This is a genomic window from Pseudomonas sp. SD17-1, from assembly GCF_029201585.1.
In the GTDB taxonomy this organism is placed as follows: domain Bacteria; phylum Pseudomonadota; class Gammaproteobacteria; order Pseudomonadales; family Pseudomonadaceae; genus Aquipseudomonas; species Aquipseudomonas palmensis.
The window spans coordinates 313,325-328,220 of the sequence record NZ_CP104044.1; the positions used below are offsets into that span (position 1 = coordinate 313,325).

Annotated in this window: 13 protein-coding genes; 8 read left to right on the plus strand and 5 right to left on the minus strand. The window is 65.6% G+C overall.

Annotated features, from left to right (window positions below; all coding sequences use genetic code 11):
- The first annotated feature begins 2 nt into the window (after positions 1-2).
- From hisA to N0B28_RS01505, 4 genes are all read left to right on the plus strand, one after another.
- Positions 3-740 carry a 1-(5-phosphoribosyl)-5-[(5-phosphoribosylamino)methylideneamino]imidazole-4-carboxamide isomerase gene (gene hisA / locus N0B28_RS01490; protein WP_043862207.1) on the plus strand — a complete coding sequence of 246 codons (738 nt, stop codon included), beginning with the start codon at positions 3-5 and terminating at the stop codon, positions 738-740.
- A 10-nt stretch (positions 741-750) separates the two neighbouring features.
- Positions 751-1,521, plus strand: coding sequence for an imidazole glycerol phosphate synthase subunit HisF (gene hisF, locus N0B28_RS01495; protein WP_043862206.1), 771 nt, complete (start codon positions 751-753; stop codon positions 1,519-1,521).
- Positions 1,522-1,645: 124 nt separating this feature from the next.
- The gene (locus N0B28_RS01500) at positions 1,646-2,386 is read left to right on the plus strand and encodes an ABC transporter substrate-binding protein (RefSeq protein ID WP_058541656.1); all 741 of its coding nucleotides are present in this window, start codon (positions 1,646-1,648) and stop codon (positions 2,384-2,386) included.
- A 95-nt stretch (positions 2,387-2,481) separates the two neighbouring features.
- Positions 2,482-7,122 carry a hypothetical protein gene (locus N0B28_RS01505; RefSeq protein ID WP_275729990.1) on the plus strand — a complete coding sequence of 1,547 codons (4,641 nt, stop codon included), beginning with the start codon at positions 2,482-2,484 and terminating at the stop codon, positions 7,120-7,122.
- Positions 7,123-7,127: 5 nt separating this feature from the next.
- Here the strand turns inward: N0B28_RS01505 and N0B28_RS01510 are convergent, their stop codons facing one another.
- The 4 genes from N0B28_RS01510 to gpmI all read right to left on the minus strand — a co-directional run bounded on the left by N0B28_RS01510 (position 7,128) and on the right by gpmI (position 12,309).
- The gene (locus tag N0B28_RS01510) at positions 7,128-7,901 is read right to left on the minus strand and encodes a divergent polysaccharide deacetylase family protein (RefSeq protein WP_275729993.1); all 774 of its coding nucleotides are present in this window, start codon (positions 7,899-7,901) and stop codon (positions 7,128-7,130) included.
- On the minus strand, positions 7,901-9,220 hold the full coding sequence (locus tag N0B28_RS01515) for a S41 family peptidase (RefSeq protein ID WP_043862202.1): 1,320 nt from the start codon (positions 9,218-9,220) through the stop codon (positions 7,901-7,903). The genes N0B28_RS01510 and N0B28_RS01515 overlap by 1 nt, the downstream gene beginning before the upstream one ends.
- 89 nt (positions 9,221-9,309) lie before the next feature.
- Positions 9,310-10,596 (minus strand): murein hydrolase activator EnvC, encoded by a 1,287-nt coding sequence (locus tag N0B28_RS01520; RefSeq protein ID WP_043862201.1) that lies wholly within the window; start codon positions 10,594-10,596, stop codon positions 9,310-9,312.
- 177 nt (positions 10,597-10,773) lie between these two features.
- The gene (gene gpmI / locus N0B28_RS01525) at positions 10,774-12,309 is read right to left on the minus strand and encodes a 2,3-bisphosphoglycerate-independent phosphoglycerate mutase (RefSeq protein ID WP_088514671.1); all 1,536 of its coding nucleotides are present in this window, start codon (positions 12,307-12,309) and stop codon (positions 10,774-10,776) included.
- Between the two features lie 214 nt (positions 12,310-12,523).
- On the opposite strand from gpmI, the gene N0B28_RS01530 reads away from it, so the two are divergent.
- From N0B28_RS01530 to secB, 3 genes are read left to right on the plus strand one after another with little or no spacing between them, the layout of a single operon-like run.
- Positions 12,524-12,940, plus strand: a complete 417-nt coding sequence (locus N0B28_RS01530) for a rhodanese-like domain-containing protein (RefSeq protein ID WP_275729998.1) — start codon at positions 12,524-12,526, stop codon at positions 12,938-12,940.
- A 1-nt stretch (position 12,941) separates the two neighbouring features.
- A complete protein-coding gene (grxC, locus tag N0B28_RS01535) occupies positions 12,942-13,196 on the plus strand; it encodes a glutaredoxin 3 (RefSeq protein WP_043862198.1) in 255 nt (84 codons plus the stop codon).
- Between the two features lie 34 nt (positions 13,197-13,230).
- Positions 13,231-13,719 (plus strand): protein-export chaperone SecB, encoded by a 489-nt coding sequence (secB, locus tag N0B28_RS01540; protein WP_043862197.1) that lies wholly within the window; start codon positions 13,231-13,233, stop codon positions 13,717-13,719.
- A 49-nt stretch (positions 13,720-13,768) separates the two neighbouring features.
- On the opposite strand, the gene N0B28_RS01545 is transcribed toward secB, so the two are convergent.
- The gene (locus N0B28_RS01545) at positions 13,769-14,224 is read right to left on the minus strand and encodes a tRNA (cytidine(34)-2'-O)-methyltransferase (protein ID WP_043862196.1); all 456 of its coding nucleotides are present in this window, start codon (positions 14,222-14,224) and stop codon (positions 13,769-13,771) included.
- Here N0B28_RS01545 and N0B28_RS01550 point away from each other — a divergent pair.
- On the plus strand, positions 14,223-14,660 hold the full coding sequence (locus tag N0B28_RS01550; protein WP_058541653.1) for a hypothetical protein: 438 nt from the start codon (positions 14,223-14,225) through the stop codon (positions 14,658-14,660). The genes N0B28_RS01545 and N0B28_RS01550 overlap by 2 nt on opposite strands.
- The last annotated feature ends 236 nt before the right edge of the window (positions 14,661-14,896 follow it).

Here is a 14,896-nt window from a genome sequence, read left to right on the forward strand (position 1 = left end):
AGATGCTGATTATTCCCGCTATCGATCTCAAGGACGGTGCTTGCGTACGTTTGCGCCAAGGCCGCATGGAAGATTCCACGGTATTTTCCGATGACCCGGTGAGCATGGCCGCCAAATGGGTCGACGGTGGCTGCCGCCGCCTGCACCTGGTCGACCTGAACGGTGCCTTCGAAGGCCAGCCGGTCAACGGCGAGGTGGTGACTGCCATTGCCAAGCGCTACCCGAACCTGCCGATCCAGATCGGCGGCGGCATCCGCTCGCTGGAAACCATCGAGCACTACGTCAAGGCCGGCGTCAGCTACGTGATCATCGGCACCAAGGCGGTCAAACAACCCGAGTTCGTGGCCGAAGCCTGCCGTGCGTTCCCCGGCAAGGTGATCGTGGGCCTGGACGCCAAGGACGGCTTCGTGGCCACCGACGGCTGGGCCGAGGTCAGCTCGGTGCAGGTCATCGACCTGGCCAAGCGTTTCGAGGCCGATGGCGTCTCGGCGATCGTCTACACCGACATCGCCAAGGACGGCATGATGCAAGGCTGCAACGTGCCGTTCACCGCCGCTTTGGCTGCCGCCACCAAGATCCCGGTGATCGCCTCCGGTGGCATCCACAACCTGGGTGACATCAAGGCCCTGCTCGACGCCAGGGCACCGGGGATCATCGGCGCCATCACCGGCCGTGCGATCTACGAAGGCACGCTGGATGTGGCCGAGGCGCAAGCCTTCTGCGACAGCTACAAAGGCTGAGGAGAACGGCATGGCGCTGGCCAAACGCATCATCCCTTGCCTGGACGTCGACAACGGTCGAGTGGTCAAGGGCGTCAAGTTCGAGAACATCCGTGATGCCGGCGACCCGGTGGAAATCGCCCGTCGCTACGATGAGCAGGGTGCCGACGAGATCACCTTCCTCGACATCACTGCCAGCGTCGATGGACGCGACACCACGTTGCATACCGTCGAGCGCATGGCCAGCCAGGTGTTCATTCCGCTGACCGTGGGCGGCGGCGTGCGCACTGTGCAGGATATCCGCAACCTGCTCAACGCCGGTGCCGACAAGGTCTCGATCAACACCGCAGCGGTGTTCAACCCCGAGTTCGTGGGCGAGGCCGCGCAGCATTTCGGCTCGCAGTGCATCGTGGTTGCCATCGATGCCAAGAAGGTCTCCGGCCCGGGCGAAACCCCGCGCTGGGAGATCTTCACCCACGGCGGGCGCAAGCCTACCGGGCTGGATGCGGTGGAGTGGGCGAAGAAGATGGAAGGCCTGGGCGCGGGCGAGATCCTGCTCACCAGCATGGACCAGGACGGCATGAAGAGCGGCTTCGACCTGGGCGTGACCCGCGCCATCAGCGACGCGCTGGGCATTCCGGTGATCGCCTCCGGTGGTGTGGGCAACCTGCAGCACCTGGCCGACGGCATCCTGGAAGGGCATGCCAGCGCAGTGCTGGCGGCCAGCATCTTCCACTTCGGCGAGTACACGGTGCCTGAAGCCAAGGCCTACATGGCGCAGCGCGGCATCTGCGTGCGCTGAGCGGCCGAATTCGCCGGCAAGGCCGGTTCCTACACTGCAGCGAACCTGTAGGAGCCGGCCTTGCCGGCGAAGCATTTGCTGTTAAGGTAATGCAGGCACATCGCCAGGGAATCGGGTCCATCCTATGTTCACACGCTTGCTCGTCGTGCTCGTCAGCCTCTTCTCCCTCGCTGCCACCGTCCGCGCCGCGGACCCGATGGTGCTGCTCACCGAAAACTTCCCGCCCTACAACATGGCCAGCGACGGCAAGAACTTCGCCCGCGAAGACAAGATCCAGGGCATCGCCGCCGACCTGGTTCGCGAGATGTTCAAGCGCGCCGCCATCCCCTACAGCATGACCCTGCGCTTCCCGTGGGAACGCGTGTACCAGCAGGCCCTGAACAGCCCCAATCACGGTGTGTTCGTGATGGCCCGCCAACCCGACCGCGAAAAGCTCTTCAAGTGGGTCGGGCCGCTGGGCCCTGACGACTGGATTCTGCTGGCCCGCCCCGACAGCCCCATCACTCTCGAACACCTCGGCGACGCGCGCGGCTACCGGATCGGTGCCTATAAAGGCGATGCCATCGCCCAGCACCTGAGCAGCAAGGGGCTCAAGCCGATCACCGTGCTGCGCGACCAGGACAACGCGCGCAAGTTGCTCGAAGGCCAGATCGACCTGTGGGCCACCGGTGACCCCGCCGGGCGCTACCTGGCCCGCCAGATCGGCATCACCCAGCTAAAGACCGTGCTGCGCTTCAACGGCGCCCAGCTGTACCTGGCACTCAACCGCCAGGTACCCGATGCGGTGGTGGAAAAGCTCCAGCGCAGCCTGGACCAGTTGCGCGACGAAGGCTTCGTCGACGCCACCTTCGCCCGCTACCTGTAAGCGCCTAACTATGTAGTGCCGCGGCCATGCACCGGGCTGCTGTGATGGATCGTCGCTGTGAATTGCACAGCCCGATCACTCATGGAAGGTGTTAGATGCCACTGCATATCCTGCAAGACCTGCCCACGCCCGAACCCGACAATGCCCTCGCCGCCATGGTGGCCGAGCAGTTCGCCAGCCGCCCGACCCTGCGCAGCGCCAGCGTCACGCTGCTGGAGCGCTTGCTGCGCGAGTACTTCCCCGGGCTGTCCGCCGATGTGGAGGCGCTGCGTTTGTACGTGCCCGACAGCAGCGCGCAGTTCTATCAGGTACGCCCGCTGGTGGACGCTGCACTGGACAATCTGTGCACCTGGGAACCGTTGCAGATGCATGCGGTGGGCTTGTCCGGTTTTCTGGGCCAGGCCGACGCGGTGAAACTCAAGCTGCAGGGCCATGCACTTGATGCGGACACCCTGCGCGAAATGATCAAGGTGTTTGCCGACGGCATCGTGGCCGAGTTCCAGCGGGCCCTGATGAACTACTGGCAGGCCAGGGGCAGTGAAGGCGTTCCGCGCCTGAGCTGGCTGGCCAGAACCCTGGCCCAGGCCCTGGTGCCACACGCCGGCGGCAAACAGGCCTGGGCCGGGATGCTGGGCCAGGTGCTGCAATGGCCACGCTGGTCGCTGCGTCAGGCCCAGGGCGAGCAGGCCGTGCGGGTGTACCTGGTGCAACTGCAGCTCGACGCCAGCCTGACCAGCACGCAGATGCTGCTCAGCGATCTGGTGTTGGTCCGCGGCGAGCAGGTGCTGCGCTGTACGCCCGCAGGTCAGGTCAGCGCCCACGCCTCGCTGAAGGCGTTCGGCGAGGCGTTGACCGACGAACTCGAAGGCGCCTATCGGCTGGTCGGGCTGCAGTGGCAGTTGCTTGAGGTCGAAGGCAATCCGTTCAGGGTCCAGGCCGAGGCGTTGCTCGATCAGCAGCTGCGTGACGTGCAGGCGCTGCGCCTGGGCGGGCAGTCGGTGACCGAGCTCGAGGGGTTGTTTGCCACGGTGTCCGATGTGGCTGCGCGCCTGGCCGGCAACCGGGCATTCGTGCCGACGCCTGCCGACACTCAGGTGCTTGGCCAGCTGCCGGCATGGCTCAAGCAGGCTTCGGGGGCCGATTACCTGGACTACCGCATGCAATGGCTGAGCATGGCGCTGGCGCACCAGCACAATGCCGGCAAGGCCTATGACCACGGTATCCCGACCCTGCGTGACTATGCCGCCAAGGCGCTGGGCGAGCGCATGGCGGCAGATCAACCGGACGGTCCGACCTACGACCCCTACAAGCTGGTGCTGACCTTCCAGGTGCCCTATGGCCAGGGTGGCTTCGGCTTCGTCGAGACGGTCAGGCTGCTGCTGGTGGATGCCGCGCTGGAAAACCTGTCCGGCCTGCCCAAGGGCCCGATGAGCATTGCCCATGCCGATGGCGACGAGATCGCCGCATGGCTGAGCGCCGAGTATGTGATGACACTCATCACCGCCGTGGATGTCGGGGCCAACTACCTGGCAGTGATCGAACAGGCCATGCGCACCGATGCACGCCAGGCCGACGAGCGTCGGCAGCTGTTCGCCGACACGCTGCGCGCACAACTGCCATTGCTGGCGCTGGAATACCGGATCAGGGGCGAGCAGGGCTTCACCCGCCAGGGCCTGCGCTGCGTGGACTACGCCATGAGCACCGACCAGACCGACCGGGTCGAGGTGCGCCCGCTGACCTTCCTCAGTGGCGAAGGGGCCAGCCCCGACGTGGTCGACAACATGTTCGTGTTCGCCCTGCCCGGCAGGCCCGAGCGGGTGCTGTACCGACCGCTGTTCGAGCCCCTGCTGCGCGAATTTGCCAGCGAGGCTGCATTGTTCAAGGCCCTCGAGGAGCCCGAGCTGCAAGCCAGCGTGCTGAGCTGGATGGGACGGGACGCCCGGCGCATCTATGCCAATGGCGGCTTTGCCAACCCTCACCTGGGTATCACGGTGGATGAACCGGTGGCTGTGCCGGGGGTGAACGTGCCGCGTCTTGGCGGCGCTGCGCTGACCGGTGACCTGCTGGCGCATTTCTACACCAGTACGGTGGATGCGCTGATCACCCTGGGTGACCGGCAATCGGTATCCAACGCCGAAGATCGCTGGCTGCGCTTCAAGGAGGCGGGCTGGCTGCTGTTCAATATCGCGCTGCCCTACCTGCGTGGGCCGACAGCTGTCGCCGGATGGCTGGTGCAACTGGTCAGCAGCCTGGACAGCGACTTCAAGGCGCTGCGCGAGGGGGATGACACCACGCGCGCCCAGGCCGTGGTCGACCTGCTGTTCAACCTGAGCACGGTGTTCATGCACGGGGCCGGGGAGGTCGGCATGGCGCGCGCGACGCCGATCAAGGTGCAGCCCTCGATGCTGCAGCAAACGTTGCCGGTGCGCGGCGAGCTGCCGGTGACCGGCGTGCTGGTACCGGTGCAGCAACCCCTGGGCCCGCAACTGCGCAGTGCCGATGCGTTGCCGACAGCCATGGACTTCTCCTGGAGCGGCATGCGCAACGAAGCGACGCCCGAGCTGCGTGCGTTCCTGCGCCCGATGCAGGTCACGCCCGGCCAGGAGCCGACCGGCCTGATCGAGACGGGGGAGCGCCGCGGCCTGGCGCTGATCGACGGGTACGCGCATGTAAAACTCGATGACCGCTGGTACCGCGTGCTGGAGGTGGAGGGGCGCTTCTGCATCGTCGACCCCCTCGACAGCCGCCGCCGTGGCCCGTGGCTGCGGCGTAGCAGCGAAGGCAGCTGGCAACTGGACCTGCGCCTGGGGCTGCGCGGGGGCGGGCCGAAAAAGCGCATGAGCCTGCAGGAGAAGAAGGCGCAGAACAGGCTGCAGCTTCAGCAGCTCAACGCCACGCTGGAGTCGGCGCAGCAGGATTGCCTCAGGCGCATTGTGGCCATGACCCCCAAGGTCAACGAGCTCAACGCCTTGCTCGACCCGATGTTCAAGGCCCAGCGCGAGTACCAGCTCGATCGCACGGCGACCCGGCTGGTAGCGATGAAGCAGGCACGCACGCGTGCGCAAGTGGCCGAGCAGGCACTCAAGGTCGAGCAGGACGCCTTCATCGAGGTGGCCAAGGACCTGCTGCGCACCACCCTCGAAGCCCGCGAAACCCTGAAACTGGCGGATTTCTACGGCCATATCACTGCGGCCGACTACAGCAAGGCGCTGAACCTGAACTTCAGGATGAACTTCCAGGCGCGCCTGCAGTTGCAGGCCCAGTACCACAGCAAGCAGTTCAAGATCTCGTTGCACGATGCCTGGATCGAGAATGCGTTCCAGGTCACCCTGGGTGATACCGCACAGCCGTTTTCCGCGTTGCTGGAGGCCAACACGCAGAACGAGACGTTCCACCTGCTGGCCCTGGAGCAGGCCGAGGCCTGCAGCGCCCTGGTCGAGGTGGTTCGCCGCGAGCCGGCGGTCAAGGCCACGGCCGACGAGATCATCCGCTATGGCGAGGCCAAGCGTGAAGAGCTCAAGGTGTTCAGCGCCCAGCGCATCCGCACGGCCTACCTGGAAATCCTCGGCTACATGAGCCTGGACACGCGTATCGCGGACGCCACCCAGCGCCCGTTCTACAAGGACTTGCTGCTGGACCCGGACATCGTCGCCGGGGTGCTTTCGCATGAGCAGCTGGGCATCGATGCCCAGGAGTTCACGCCCCAGGAGCGCATCCAGGTGCTGCGCGAGGCCTCGCACTGCTACTCGCGGGCCAAGGCGGTTGCCCAGTATGTGGGCGACCTGTTCGCGCCGGTGCCCGGCAAGGACTATCTGGCGGCGTTCGTGCAGACCCTCGACGAGCTCGATGCCAGCGCCAGGGCAGAACTGGACAGCCTGGTCACGGTGCCGGCCACCAGCACGACGCCCCGGCCGACGCGCAAGCGCAAGGTGATCGTCACGCGTACCCGCCGGGTGGTGGTGGGGCGGGTACGGGCGCCATCGCCCGGCGAGCCGGTGCCGATCGTGGATATCGAGGATGCCAACCACCGCATCGTGGCGTCCTACCGCGAGCACGGCGGCGATGACTGGAACCCGATCAAGACCGTACTGCCCGCCACGCCGGTCGGCCTCAAGCCGCGCAAGGCCCTGCGCAGCGAGGCGCGCCAGGTGCTCGATCAGGTCGCCCCGCTCAAGGCCAAGCAGCAGGGGTTGTCCGGCAGCGGGCATCAACCGGGGGATATCGTGTTCCCGCTGACCATCCTGGCCGATCGGCTGATCCGCGTGGCGGATGACTTCGAGCGCCACAGCGGCCTGCCCGATACCGAGCAGGCCACCGTTGCCCAGCTGCGCCAGGAGGCCCAGGGGCTCAGGGACGCAGCCGATGCCCTGCGCCTGAGCATGTGCAAGGCGCAGAAGCCCACCGCGCGCAACCTGCTGTATCTGTGGGAGCGCAAGCAACTGCACATCGAATTCAAGGCGCCGCGCAAGGCCCTGGCGGCCGGCGACTTCATCGACGAGTACGAAGTGCGTGTGGCGGGCGGCGACAAATGGTACGTGCACCTGCACTATCCTGCCCTGGACACGCCCACGGCAGCGTTCAGCAAGGGCCACATCAAACTGGAGGCGCAACGCACCAAAGGCTATGCCGACCTGCTCGAAGAGGCGAAAACCACCGGCAAGATGGGCGTGATCTGGCGCGCCGACCTCACCCCGGCCTTCATCAAGGGCTGGTTTCCGCTACGCCCCCTGGCGTAGGCGCCTCACTGGCCGCCGGCGCTGGCGCGATAGCGCCCGCCGGTACCGTGGGCCGCCATTGCCTGGTTGCTGCGCAGGGCAATCATCTGGTGGATCTCGACCCACTCGATGCCCTGCGCCTTCAGGCGAGGCAGCTCGCGTTCGAGCACCTCCAGGGTTTGCGGGTAGGGGTGGCCGATCAGGACGGCCGAGCCCTGCCGGCGCGCCAGCTCCACGGCGATGCGCAGTTGCCCGGCAATCGCCTCGGGGGTGCGCACGTCATCCAGGAACACATCCCGCGACAGGCTTGCCAGCCCCTGTTCCTGCGCCTTGGCCGCAGCGACCGTGGCGGCGCTGGTGCGGCTGTCGACAAAGAACAGATGGCGGCGCTGCAACTCGCCCATCAGCCAGGCCATGGGCACCGGCTGTGCAGTCATGCGGCTGCCCATGTGGTTGTTGATGCCGCTGGCATAGGGCACCTTGGCCAGGGCCGCGCCCAGGCGTTGTTCCAGCTCCGGCAGCGGGGTGTCCGGGTGCCAGGCGTAGGGGCCGGTGGCCGGGTCCATGGGCATGTGCAGGATCACCGTCTTGCCGGCCTTGTGCGCCTGGCGGGCGAACGCGGTGGCGTGCGGGGTATCGGGCATGATCGCGAGGGTGACCGGGCCGGGCAGGGCCAGGGTGCGCGCATCTCGCGCAGGGCTCTGCCCCAGGTCGTCGATGATCAGCGTGAGGTAGGCCTTGGCCGGTGCCGCGTGTGCGGTACCGGCCAGGCAGAGCAGGGCGAACAGCAGATAGCGCATCACTTGCCGCTGGTGATGCTCAGGCCCTTGAGCAGGTTCAGCGCCTGGCTGAGCTGGAAGTCGTCGTCCTGCGGACGGTCCTTCTTGCTCGCGGCCTTGCCCGAAGGCCGGTCGGCGCCGCCGTTGCCGTTGCCCAGGTGACCTTGCAGGTCGGCTTCCTTGAAGTTGTCGTTGTCCTGCTCGCTGGTGATCTTGGCGCGGCGCACCTCGATGTCCGGCACGATGCCCTGGGCCTGGATCGAGCGGCCGTTGGGGGTGTAGTACAGCGCGGTGGTGATCTTCAGGGCGCGGTCGTTGTTCAGCGGCAGCACGGTCTGCACCGAGCCCTTGCCGAAACTGTCGGTGCCCATCAGCACGCCGCGCTTCTGGTCCTGCAGGGCGCCGGCGACAATCTCGGAGGCCGAGGCGCTGCCGCCGTTGATCAGCACCACCAGCGGCACGCCTTCGCTGGCATCGGCCGGGTCGGCCGAGAAGCGCAGTTCGGAGTTGGCGATGCGGCCCTTGGTGTACACGATCAGGCCCTTGGTCAGGAAGTGGTCGGCCACTTCGACGGCGGCCTGCAGCACACCACCGGGGTTATTGCGCAGGTCCAGCACCAGGCCGCGCAGTTTCTTGCCGTTGTCCTTGCGCAGCTTGGCCAGGGCCTTGCCGACCTCTTCGCCGGTCTTGACCTGGAACTGGGTGATGCGGATATAGCCGTAGCCGTCCTCGAGCAGCTGCGACTTGACGCTCTTGACCTGGATGACCGCGCGGGCCAGGGTCACGTCGAACGGCGTGCCGCCGTCGCGCACCAGGGTCAGGGTGATCTTCTGGCCGATCTTGCCGCGCATCTTGTCGACCGCCTCGGTCATGGTCTGGCCGCGGGTCGGCTGGCCGTCGATCTTGACGATCAGGTCGCCCGCCTCGATGCCGGCACGCGAGGCCGGGGTGTCGTCGATGGGCGATACCACCTTGACGAAGCCGTCCTCCATGCCCACTTCGATGCCCAGGCCGCCGAACTCGCCGCTGGTGCTCTCCTGCAGCTCCTGGAAGTCTTCCGGGCCCAGGTAGGCGGAGTGCGGGTCGAGGTTGCTGAGCATGCCCTTGATGGCGTTTTCGAGCAGGGTCTTGTCGTCCACCGGCTCGACATAGGCGGCCTTGATGCGGTCCATCACCTCGGCGAAGGTGCGCAGCTCTTCCAGCGGCAGCGGCGCCTGGGCAGTGACCGTGGTCGGTGCCACCGTGGCTGGCTTGGCAGGCTCGGCCGCGTGGGCCAGTGGCGCGCCGATGACCAGGGCAATGGTCAGGGCCAGCGAGGTAAGGCGAGGCGTATGCAGCATGTCGAACGAACTCCTGATCCTGGTTTTGCCCCCGGGGGAGCGTCGCTGGCACCGGTTGGCGGGGCTAGCGTGAAATGAACGATGTGCCCCTATCCCTGGGCACGGCACCATTGTGTCGGGTCGCTCGGGCGGCCTTGCTGGCGAATCGCGAAGTACAGGGCGGCGGTGTCCTGGCCGCCGCTGTTGCCGACGGTGGAGATCGCCTCGCCCGACTTGACCACGTCGCCGGCATTCTTGAGCAGGCTCTGGTTGTGCCCGTACAGGCTCAGGTAGCCGTTGCCATGGTCGAGAATGACCAGAAGTCCGGCGCCGCGCAACCAGTCGGCGAACACCACGCGCCCGCCATGCACCGCATGTACCTGGCTGCCGGCGGAGGCGCTGATCATCACCCCGTCCCACTTGGCTCGCGAGTCGTCGCCGCGGGTTTCACCAAAACGTGCCAGCAATCGACCATTGACCGGCCATGGAAGTTTGCCCCGTGCTGCAGAAAAAGCGCCGCCGAAGGTGGCGCCGTCGCTGGAAACCAGCGGCCCGGGCACTGCCCTGGGCTTTTTCGGGGTGGCGTCCTGGTTGGCGGCCAGGGCTTCGCGCTGGCGCTGCTTCTCGGCTTCCTGGGCGGCCAGCAGGGCGCGCTGACGTGCCTCTTCGGCTTCGCGTGCCTGGCGTGCCAGGGTCTGCTCGATGGTCTTGAGCACCTGGGCGAGGTCGGCCTGGTCCTGTTCGCGGGCGGCCAGCTTCTGGTCGCGTGCCTTGACGTCGCTGTTGAGCTTGGCCAGCACCTGCTGGCGCTCGGCGCGGACCTTTTCCAGGTCCTGGCGCTGGGTTTCGAGGGTGCCTTGCTGGGCCAGCAACTGGGCCTGCTGCAGGGCGATGTCCTTTTCCACATTGGCCAGCTGGCGCAGGGTCTCGTTGAAGCTGCGCAGCTGCTCCAGGCGGGCCTGGCTCAGGTAGTCGTAATAGGTGAGGGTGCGCGCGAACTTCTCGGGGTTCTGCTGGTTGAGCAGCAGCTTGAGGTATTCCTCGCGACCGTTCTGGTAGGCCGAACGGGCCTGGATGGCGATCAGGCGTTGCTGTTCAACGCGGGCGCTCTGGAGTTTTTTTTTCTCTTTGTCGAGGCGCTCCAGCTCGCCTTCAGTCTTTTTTAGTTCCTGCTGCAGGGCCTCCACCTGCTTTTGCAGCTTGCCGATTTCGGTTTCGGTGCCGCGCAGGTCTTTCTGCACGCCGGACTTTTCCTGCTGCAACTGGCCAAGCAGCTTTTTCAGCTCGGCAATGTCCTGGCGCGTGGCGTCCAGTTGCTGCTGGGTTTGCGCGCGCTCGTCGGCGAATGCCGGGCCGAACAGGCAGGTCAGGGCTATGAGGATAAGTGCGCGAAGCATGGAGTAGGCGGAACCCAGGATGGAGACTGGCCTAGTATGCCCGCCATGGCGATCAAAAAAAACGACCTTCAAGCGGGATGCGATTCAGCTGCCTGTTTCAAGCTGCACGCCGCAAGAGGCGCAGCGCACGTGGCGCTGGCTCCTGCAGCTTGAACCGTGCAGCGTGGGGCGTGCCGTTCAGACGTCTACGAGAATCGAAGTACCGGTCATTTCGGCCGGTTTTTCCAGGCCCAGCAGCTTGAGCATGGTCGGCGCCACGTCTGCCAGCACGCCGCCTTCACGCACCTTGAGGTTGCGCTTGCCGACATAGATGAACGGCACCGGCTCGGTGGTGTGGGCGGTGTGGGCCTGGCCGGTGCACGCGTCTTCCATCTGCTCGACGTTGCCGTGGTCGGCGGTGATCAGCGCTTCGCCACCCACCTTGTCGAGGGCCTCGACGATGCGGCCCACGCACAGGTCCAGGGCCTCCACGGCCTTGACCGCAGCGTCGAACACGCCGCTGTGGCCGACCATGTCGCCGTTGGCGTAGTTGACCACGATCACGTCATGGCGCTGCTGTTCGATGGCCTCGACGATGCGGTCGGTGACCTCCGGCGCGCTCATTTCCGGCTGCAGGTCGTAGGTGGCGACCTTCGGCGACGGGATCAGGATGCGCTCTTCGCCTTCGAACGGTTCTTCGCGCCCGCCGGAGAAGAAGAAGGTGACGTGGGCGTACTTTTCGGTTTCGGCGATGCGCAGCTGGGTCTTGCCCTTCTTGGCCAGGTACTCGCCCAGTACGTTGTTCAGGCTGCCTGGGGCGAACGCCGCCGGGGCGGCGATCTTGGCCGAGTACTGGGTCAGGCCGATATAGGCGGCCAGTTTGGGCAGGCGTGCGCGCGGGAACTCGTTGAAGTCCGGCTCGACGAATACCCGCGACAGCTCGCGGGCGCGGTCGGCGCGAAAGTTCATGAAGATCACCGCGTCGCCGTCCTCGACCCTGACGGCCTCGCCCACGCGGGTGGCCTTGACGAACTCGTCGCTCTCGCCGCGTGCATAGGCGGCTTCAAGGCCGGCGGTGGCGGTGCTGGCGCTGAATTCGGCGGTGCTGTCGACGATCAGGTTGTAGGCGGCGCTGACGCGGTCCCAGCGGTTGTCGCGGTCCATCGCGAAATAACGGCCGATGAGGCTGGCGATGCGGCCCTTGCCCAGGCGGGCGAAGGTGGCGTCGAGCAGTTCGATGGAAGACTGTGCGCTCTTGGGCGGGGTGTCGCGGCCGTCGAGGAAGGCGTGCAGGTAGATCTTCTCGGCGCCACGTTGCGCGGCCAGTTCGGCCATGGCCACCAGGTGGTCCTGGTGGCTGTGCACGCCACCATCGGACAGCAGGCCGAGGATGTGCACGGCCTTGCCGGCACCGGCAGCCTTGTCCACGGCGTCGCACAGCACCGGGTTCTGGAAGAACTCGCCATCCTTGATGGCCTTGGTCACGCGGGTGAAATCCTGGTACACCACGCGCCCGGCACCCAGGTTCATGTGGCCGACTTCGGAGTTGCCCATCTGCCCGTCGGGCAGGCCCACGTCCATGCCCGAGCCCGAGATCAGGCCGTGCGGCTGGGTGGCGCGCAGGCGGTCGTAAACCGGCGTGGTGGCCGAATAGATGGCGTTGTATTCGTGGCTTTCGCTGTGACCGAAACCATCCAGGATGATCAGGACCAAGGGTTTTGGCGTGCTAGTCATCTATCCCACTCGCGCTTTTGTCAGGTGATAAAGACACGCATTTTAGGGCAAATTGGTCAGCAGTGACGAATTAACCTTGCGCGCCCGCCATTGCCGCCCGACGGGTAGCAGCCCGGCAATGAGAATTACTGTCGACAACCAGTGCCGGTGGGCTTTGGCCGGCCTTGGGTGCTGTGTATACTGCCCATCATTTTTAACGGCCCGGAACCCTCTGATGGTTGCTCACCTGATCGAATTCGCGACATCTCACTATCTGCTGGTTGGTATCTTCGTCGTTCTGCTGGTCCTGCTGATCGTCACCGAAGCGCGCAAGGGCGGCCGCAGCCTGAGCAACGGCGAACTGACCGCGCTGGTCAACGCCGACAAGGGCCTGGTCATCGATATCCGTGCCAGCAAGGAGTTCTCCGCCGGGCACATCGTCGGCGCGCTGAACATCCCGCAGGACAAGTTCGCCGCGTGTATCGGCGAGCTGGAAAAGCACAAGGCGACCAAGACCCTGATCGTGGTCGACAACCTGGGCCAGCATGCCGGCGCCGTGTGCCGCGACCTGCTCAAGGCCGGCTTCAACGCCGCCAAGCTGTCGGGCGGCGTGTCGAGCTGGAAGGCCGATAACCTGCCGCTGGTGAAGTGACATGAGCAACGTCATCGTCTACTCCAGCGACTACTGCCCTTACTGCTCGCGTGCCAAGCAGCTGCTGTCCAGCAAAGGTGTGGCCTTCGAAGAGATCAAGGTCGATGGCAAGCCCCAGCTGCGCGCAGAGATGAGCCAGAAGGCCGGCCGCACTTCGGTGCCGCAGATCTGGATCGGCAGCACCCACGTCGGCGGTTGCGACGACCTGTTTGCCCTTGAGCGCGCCGGCAAGCTCGACGCGCTGCTCAAGGCCTGAATTCCCTACAAGACCCTGCAAAGAAGGATCTGTCATGACTGAAGAACAGAACAACGGCGCTGCGGCAGCCGACGAAAGCTCCCCGCAATTCTCCCTGCAGCGCATCTATGTGCGTGACCTGTCGTTCGAAGCGCCGAAAAGCCCGGCGATCTTCCGCCAGCAGTGGGAACCGAGCGTCGCGCTGGACCTGAACACCAAGCAGAAAGGCCTGGAAGGCGATTTCCACGAGGTCGTGCTGACCCTGTCGGTCACGGTCAAGAACGGTGAAGAGGTTGCCTTCATCGCCGAAGTTCAGCAGGCGGGTATCTTCCTGATCAAGAACCTCGACCCGGCTTCGATGAGCCACACCCTGGGCGCGTTCTGCCCGAACATCCTGTTCCCGTATGCGCGTGAAGCGCTGGACAACCTGGTGACCCGTGGTTCGTTCCCGGCCCTGATGCTGTCGCCGGTGAACTTCGATGCCCTGTACGCGCAAGAGATGCAGCGCATGCAGGAAGCAGGCGAAGCGCCTTCGCTGCAGTAAGCTGACTGCGGTACGTTGAAAGCGCCCTTCGGGGCGCTTTTTTCATGCCTCAGGCAAAACCTTGCTGGCGCCAGGCTTCGTACACCGCCACGGCCACGGTGTTGGACAGGTTCAGGCTGCGGCAGCCTTCGCGCATGGGCAGGCGCAGGCGCTGGTCGCTGCCCAGCGGGTCGAGCACCTCGGGCGGCAGGCCACGGCTTTCAGGGCCGAACAGAAAGGCGTCGCCGGGGGCGAAGGCCACGTCGTGAAACGGCCGCGAGCCTTTGGTGGTGAAGGCGAACAGGCGCGGGTTGCCCAGGCTCTCGAGGCAGCTGGGCAGGTCGCTGTGGCGCTTGAGGGTGGCGTACTCGTGGTAATCCAGGCCCGCACGGCGCAGGCGCTTGTCGTCCAGTTCGAAGCCGATCGGGTCGATCAGGTGCAGCTGGCAGCCGCTGTTGGCGCACAGCCGTATAATGTTGCCGGTATTCGGTGGAATTTCCGGTTGAAAAAGGATGACGTGAAACATGCACGGCTCCGAGCATAAAGATGACGAGCATTCTACCCCCGAACCGGACCCGCGTTCGAAACTGTGGCCGCGGGTGCTGTTCTCCATGGCCCTGTTCGGCATGCTGGTGGGCCTGATGATCGGCCGCCTCACCGCGCCTGAACCACGGGTACTGGAGCGAGTGGAGGTGGTGGCCGATGGCCTGAACCTGTGGTTCAACGAAGAGCCGCAACTGCATGGCGAGGAGGTCGAGGGCACGCTGGCGCTGGTGTTCCAGGCCAGCGGGCGGAGCCAGAAGGGTCAGTTGCAGTTGGCGGGCAAGCCCGTGAGCTGGCGCCTGCAGAACAGCGACCAGGGCCTGTTGCTGAGCCTGGTGGCGGCCCGGCCGCTGCGCGGCGACTGGGCCGGCGAGCCGGTGCAGGGCCGCTGGAGGGTGCAGGTGAAACTGCACGAATAAAAGAGGGGATTCCCCGGCCTGCCTGTACCAAGGTCCCCAAAACTGGGTTGTGCTTAGGTATATGCAGGGGGTGTGCCAAGTTGGCCTGGGGCAATGGAACCTGGGGTTTTGCTGGGTTTGATGCGGTTGTGAGGGGTGTTTTTGCCTTCAGGCGGTGCAGCGGGGGCAGGCATGGTGCAGCAATGGGGCAAGCTGTTCGCCGGCAAGGCCGGCTCCTACAGGTACGGCGGCGTTTG

What these genes read in the sequence shown, in the direction of transcription:
- N0B28_RS01550 (WP_058541653.1), top strand. Translation starts at nt 14,223, where the DNA reads ATGCACGGCTCCGAGCATAAAGATGACGAGCATTCTACCCCCGAACCG.
- N0B28_RS01500 (WP_058541656.1), top strand. Translation starts at nt 1,646, where the DNA reads ATGTTCACACGCTTGCTCGTCGTGCTCGTCAGCCTCTTCTCCCTCGCT.
- N0B28_RS01505 (WP_275729990.1), top strand. Translation starts at nt 2,482, where the DNA reads ATGCCACTGCATATCCTGCAAGACCTGCCCACGCCCGAACCCGACAAT.
- grxC (WP_043862198.1), top strand. Translation starts at nt 12,942, where the DNA reads ATGAGCAACGTCATCGTCTACTCCAGCGACTACTGCCCTTACTGCTCG.
- secB (WP_043862197.1), top strand. Translation starts at nt 13,231, where the DNA reads ATGACTGAAGAACAGAACAACGGCGCTGCGGCAGCCGACGAAAGCTCC.
- N0B28_RS01520 (WP_043862201.1), bottom strand. Translation starts at nt 10,596, where the DNA reads ATGCTTCGCGCACTTATCCTCATAGCCCTGACCTGCCTGTTCGGCCCG.
- hisA (WP_043862207.1), top strand. Translation starts at nt 3, where the DNA reads ATGCTGATTATTCCCGCTATCGATCTCAAGGACGGTGCTTGCGTACGT.
- N0B28_RS01515 (WP_043862202.1), bottom strand. Translation starts at nt 9,220, where the DNA reads ATGCTGCATACGCCTCGCCTTACCTCGCTGGCCCTGACCATTGCCCTG.
- hisF (WP_043862206.1), top strand. Translation starts at nt 751, where the DNA reads ATGGCGCTGGCCAAACGCATCATCCCTTGCCTGGACGTCGACAACGGT.
- N0B28_RS01545 (WP_043862196.1), bottom strand. Translation starts at nt 14,224, where the DNA reads ATGTTTCACGTCATCCTTTTTCAACCGGAAATTCCACCGAATACCGGC.
- gpmI (WP_088514671.1), bottom strand. Translation starts at nt 12,309, where the DNA reads ATGACTAGCACGCCAAAACCCTTGGTCCTGATCATCCTGGATGGTTTC.
- N0B28_RS01510 (WP_275729993.1), bottom strand. Translation starts at nt 7,901, where the DNA reads ATGCGCTATCTGCTGTTCGCCCTGCTCTGCCTGGCCGGTACCGCACAC.
- N0B28_RS01530 (WP_275729998.1), top strand. Translation starts at nt 12,524, where the DNA reads ATGGTTGCTCACCTGATCGAATTCGCGACATCTCACTATCTGCTGGTT.